Below are 4783 nucleotides of genomic sequence, written 5' to 3' on the forward strand. Positions count from 1 at the left end.
CCCAGCTCCGCGGCGCGAGCGGCGGCGCTCACCTTGGACGCCATGCCGCCCGTGCCCACCGCGCTGGTGGCGTCGCCGGCCAGGGCCAGCACGTCCGAGGTGACGCGCGGCACGGCGGGCATGAGGCGGGCGTCGGCGTCCTTGCGCGGGTCGGCGGTGTAGAGGCCCTCCACGTCGGACAGGAGGACCAGCGCGTCGGCCTCCACCACGCCGGCCACCAGGCTGGCCAGCGTGTCGTTGTCGCCGAACTTCAGCTCGTCCACCGACACGGTGTCGTTCTCGTTGATGACCGGCACCACGCCCGCGGCCAGCAGCCGGTCCAGGGCGTGCTTCACGTTGAGGTAGCGCCGGCGCTCCTGCACGTCCTCGTGGGTGAGCAGCACCTGGGCCACCGTCCGCTCCGCGTGGCTGAAGGCCTCCTCGTAGGCCTGCATCAGGCGGCTCTGCCCCACCGCCGCGCACGCCTGCTTGCCCGGGATGTCCCGGGGGCGCGCGGGCAGCCCCAGCCGCTCCATGCCCAGCGCGATGGCGCCGCTGGACACCACCACCAGCTCCCGGCCCCCCGCGGCCCACAGCAGGTCCTGCCCCAGCGCGTCGAAGTGGGCGCGGTTGAAGCGGCCGGTGGCGCTCGTCAGCGCGTTGGTCCCAATCTTCACCACCACGCGGCGGGCCTCGCGCAGGGCGTTGCGTGCGGAATCAGTCACGGCGGGCAGCGTAGGCTGGAACGGGAAATGACGCGCGTGGCCGGTTGTTCACCAGGCTTCGCGGCAGGCGGAAAACAGGGGCCGTTGTCATGAAACGCGGACGCCCCCGGTCCATCCAATGCCTTGAATGGAGCGCGGGCCCTTCGATGGCCGCGCCAGGAGAAACGGTTTGAAGGAAATCTACGGCAACACCCTGGGCCTGAAGTCGAGCGAGCAGCAGCGGCTGCGCAACACGTTCCGCCGCCGCGTGGATCCGCGCGAAATCGTGTCCGCGGAGCTTGCCCGCCACCTCACCGAGCTGTCGCACGAGCTCAACCGTCAGGTGGGCGTCCTCATCAACCGCAAGGGCGACATCGAGCACGTCGTCGTGGGCAACGCGCACAAGCTGGAGCTGCCGGACATCGGCCGCGCGCGCGCCGGACAGATCCGTCTGCGTGGCCTGCGGCTAGTGCACACGCACTTGAAGAGCGAGCCCCTGACGAAGGACGACCTCACGGACCTGGCGCTGCTGCGCCTGGACTGCGTGGCGGCCGTGGGCGTGGGCAACGACGGTCTGCCCGGCGTGCTGCACTGGGCCTACCTGGTGCCGGAGAACGGCTCGGGGGAGTTCTGGCACGTGTCCACCCTGCCCTCCGTGCACGGCGACCAGCCGGACCTGCTGGCCACGCTGGACGCGCTGGAGGAGGAGCTCAACCGCAAGGCGGCCGCGCGCACCGTGTCCGGCCGCGAGCGCGCCATCCTGGTGGCGGTGTGCCTGGACGGCAACCGCGCGCGGGCGGAGTCCAGCCTCGCGGAGCTGAAGGAGCTGGCGCGCACCGCGGGCGTGGAGGTGGTGGACAGCGTGCTCCAGATGAAGCGCGAGGCGGATCCGCGCTACCTCATCGGCCGGGGCAAGCTGGAGGACCTGAACCTGCGCTCCATGCAGTCCATGGTGGACCTGCTCGTCTTCGACAAGGACCTCACCCCGTCGCAGGGCCGTCACATCGGCGACGCGACGAGCCTGAAGATTCTGGACCGCACGCAGCTCATCCTGGACATCTTCGCCCAGCGCGCGCAGACGGCGGAGGGCAAGCTGCAGGTGGAGCTGGCGCAGCTGAAGTACCGGCTGCCCCGGCTGGTGCAGGGGGATGACTCGCTCAGCCGCCTCATGGGCGGTGGCGTGGGCGGCCGCGGTCCCGGTGAGACGAAGCTCGAAATCGATCGCCGCCGCGTGCGCGAGCGCATCACCCACCTGGAGCGCCGCATCGACGTCATCAGCCGCGAGCGCAGCGTCCGCCGGGCGCAGCGCAACCGGCGCGAGGTGCCGGTCATCTCCATCGTGGGCTACACCAACGCGGGCAAGTCCACGCTGCTCAACGCCATCACCAACGCGGAGGTGCTGGCGGAGGACAAGCTGTTCGCCACGCTGGACCCCACCAGCCGCCGCCTGCGCTTCCCGCAGGAGCGCGAGGTCATCATCACCGACACGGTGGGCTTCATCCGGGACCTGCCCAAGGACCTGGTGGCGGCCTTCCGCGCCACGCTGGAGGAGCTGTACGACGCAAGCCTGCTGCTGCACGTGGTGGACGCGAGCGACCCGGCCCGCGACGACCAGGTGGAGGCGGTGGAGAAGATCCTCCAGTCGCTGGGCCTGATGGAGAAGCCGCGCCTGATGGTGTGGAACAAGGCGGACCAGCTGCCCGCGGACGAGGTGGAGACGCTCCTGCGGTCCCGGGGCGGCGTGGCCATCAGCGCGGTGAAGCGCGAAGGGCTGGCGACGCTGCTGGCCAAGGCGGACACCACCCTGTTCGCCGAGGGTGCGTCCGAGTCCATCGGCGTGGTGTGACGGTGGGCGGGTTGTCGGCGCGGGGGCCCTCCCCGTAGAGTCGGGGGGCCTTGGCTCCCGCGCTGAAACTGCTCATCCCGTTGTTGACGGCCCAAATCGAAGGTCTGCCCGGAAGTGACTCCGGGCCGGACTACGACCGGCCCGTCTCGTCCATCACCACCGGCTACATCGAGTGGCTCGAGAAGAACAGCCACATCGTCTACCCGGTCATCGCCGTGGTGACGCTGCTGCTCATCGGCTGGGGCATCCTGTCCGCGTGGCGGACGCAGGACATGGACGGCCTGCAGAAGAACGAGTTCAAGCGCGCCATCATCAACGAGCTGCGCAGCAACATCAGCGGCATGCCCGGCGACCTGCTGGGCCGCACCATCGGGCTGGACCGCCTGAAGACGAACCGCCTGCTGGAGGAGATGCAGACGGAGGGGCTCGTGCTGAGCCACACCAACTCCGAGCGGCTCACCGTGTGGCGCGTGCGCGGCGCGGGCCCGGAAGCCAGGCCGCGCCGCTACTAGCGCTCCGTCGCCTCAGACGCCGGACAGCTCCGACTTCGGCTGGCGCGTCATCAGGTCCACCACCGCCATCTTGGCGTTCTTGCCCTCGTAGGCGATGAGGTAGACCTGCTCGCAGATGGGCAGCTCCACGCCCGTCTTGATGGACAGGTCGCGCGCGCTCTTCGCCGTCTTCACGCCCTCGGCGACCTCCTTCATCTCCGCGAGGATGTCCGGCAGCGTGCGGCCCTTGCCCAGCTCCATGCCCACGTGGCGGTTGCGGCTGAGCTCGCCCGTGCAGGTGAGCACCAGGTCGCCCATGCCGGACAGGCCGGACAGCGTCAGCGGGTTGGCGCCCTTCCGCACCGCGAGCCTCGTGATCTCCGCCAGGCCGCGCGTGATGATGGCGGCCCGCGCGTTGTGGCCCATGCCCAGGCCGTCCGCCATGCCCGCGGCGATGGCGATGACGTTCTTCAGCGCGCCGCCGTACTGCACGCCCACCACGTCCGTGGACGTGTACGAGCGGAAGGTGTCCGTCTGCAGCGCCTTCTGACAGCGCTGGGCCACCTTGTCCCAGTGCGACGCGATGGTCACCACCGTGGGCATGCGCCGCGCCAGCTCCTTGGCGAAGCTGGGGCCGGAGAGCACCGCGACGTACGGGTGGAACTCCTCCGGCAGACAGTCCTCCAAGAGCTCCGTCATGGTGAGCAGCGTGCCGTTCTCGATGCCCTTGGACACCGTGACCAGGGGCACGCTCTTCGGCAGGAAGGCCTTCGCGCGCGCGAGCACCTCGCGCGTGGCGTGGCTGGGCGTGGCGAGCACCACCATCTCCGAGCCCGCCAGCGCCTCCTCCAGGTCCGTGGTCGCGCGCACGCGCTCGGAGAGGGGGATGCCCTTCAAGTAGGTGTCGTTCTCGTGGCGGGTGTTGATGGCCTCCACGGTGGAGGGTTCGCGGCCCCACAGGCGGACTTCGTCGCAATTCACCGCGAGCACGTTGGCGAGCGCCGTTCCGAAGGAGCCTGCACCGATGACACTGCCGCGCATGAGATGACCTCGGGTCGAGAGGGGGGAGGGTTTTTCAGAACAGCGCGGACACCACGCCCACGGACAGCGTGGGCATGAACTCCGCGTCCGTGGAGCGGCCGCGGAAGTCCCCGCCGAAGGAGACAGCGTAGGACGTCTTCTCACCGACGGGAAACTCGGCGCCCAACCGGACGAGGACGGAGGCGTCCAGCGTCCACGCGGGCGGCACGCCGGCCAGCGGGTCGCGCTGGATGGGGTCCAGGTCGAAGGCGAAGAGGGCGCGGACGTCCAGGTACGGCCGCCACGAGCGCGGGCTCTCGCCCTGGAAGGACGCCACCAGCCCCGGGGCCACGTTCCAGTCGCGCCGGCCGCTCAGGTAGCGCGCGCCCCGGTCCTCCGTGTCCGGGGGACGCAGGAAGAACGCGCGGCCCCCGTCCACCACGAGGGCCAGGCTCACGTTCTGGCTGTCCATGAGGGTGAGGCGGGCGCTGGCGCGCAGCTCCGTCATCAGGCCGTAGACGGTGTCCACGCCCAGCCCCAGGTCCAGGGGCTCCAGGACGCCGTACACGGCGCGCGCGGACACGATGGGAAAGCCCAGCTCCATGCCCACGCCCACGTGCCCGGAGCCCAGCGACCGCCCGCCGTAGAGCCCGTAGCGGTTGGGGGCCTGCGGTGGGCTCGGGGGACGGGGCGGGTTGACGCGGCGCCGCGTGGGCGGGGGCTCGGCGGGCGGTGGTGGTGGG

Annotated in this window: 5 protein-coding genes; 2 read left to right on the forward strand and 3 right to left on the reverse strand. The window is 70.8% G+C overall.

Annotation, left to right across the window (positions count from 1 at the left end; genetic code table 11):
* A partial coding sequence (proB, locus tag ACLEQD_RS37050; protein ID WP_410390605.1) for a glutamate 5-kinase occupies positions 1-704 on the reverse strand: 704 nt, incomplete at its 3' end.
* Positions 705-873: 169 nt separating this feature from the next.
* Between proB and hflX the strand changes: the two genes are divergently transcribed.
* Both hflX and ACLEQD_RS37060 read left to right on the forward strand, forming a co-directional pair.
* Positions 874-2529 carry a GTPase HflX gene (hflX, locus tag ACLEQD_RS37055; RefSeq protein WP_410390606.1) on the forward strand — a complete coding sequence of 552 codons (1656 nt, stop codon included), beginning with the start codon at positions 874-876 and terminating at the stop codon, positions 2527-2529.
* A 50-nt stretch (positions 2530-2579) separates the two neighbouring features.
* Positions 2580-3041 carry a hypothetical protein gene (locus ACLEQD_RS37060; RefSeq protein ID WP_410390607.1) on the forward strand — a complete coding sequence of 154 codons (462 nt, stop codon included), beginning with the start codon at positions 2580-2582 and terminating at the stop codon, positions 3039-3041.
* A 12-nt stretch (positions 3042-3053) separates the two neighbouring features.
* On the opposite strand, the gene ACLEQD_RS37065 is transcribed toward ACLEQD_RS37060, so the two are convergent.
* Complete coding sequence (locus ACLEQD_RS37065) at positions 3054-4061, reverse strand: NAD(P)H-dependent glycerol-3-phosphate dehydrogenase (protein ID WP_410390608.1); 1008 nt, start codon at positions 4059-4061, stop codon at positions 3054-3056.
* 34 nt (positions 4062-4095) lie between these two features.
* Positions 4096-4783 (reverse strand): hypothetical protein (locus ACLEQD_RS37070; RefSeq protein WP_410390609.1); only part of this gene is annotated, 688 nt, incomplete at its 5' end.

Origin of the sequence: Corallococcus sp. 4LFB (assembly GCF_046520365.1) — a bacterium.
In the GTDB taxonomy this organism is placed as follows: domain Bacteria; phylum Myxococcota; class Myxococcia; order Myxococcales; family Myxococcaceae; genus Corallococcus; species Corallococcus caeni.

What these genes read in the sequence shown, in the direction of transcription:
- ACLEQD_RS37065 (WP_410390608.1), bottom strand. Translation starts at nt 4,061, where the DNA reads ATGCGCGGCAGTGTCATCGGTGCAGGCTCCTTCGGAACGGCGCTCGCC.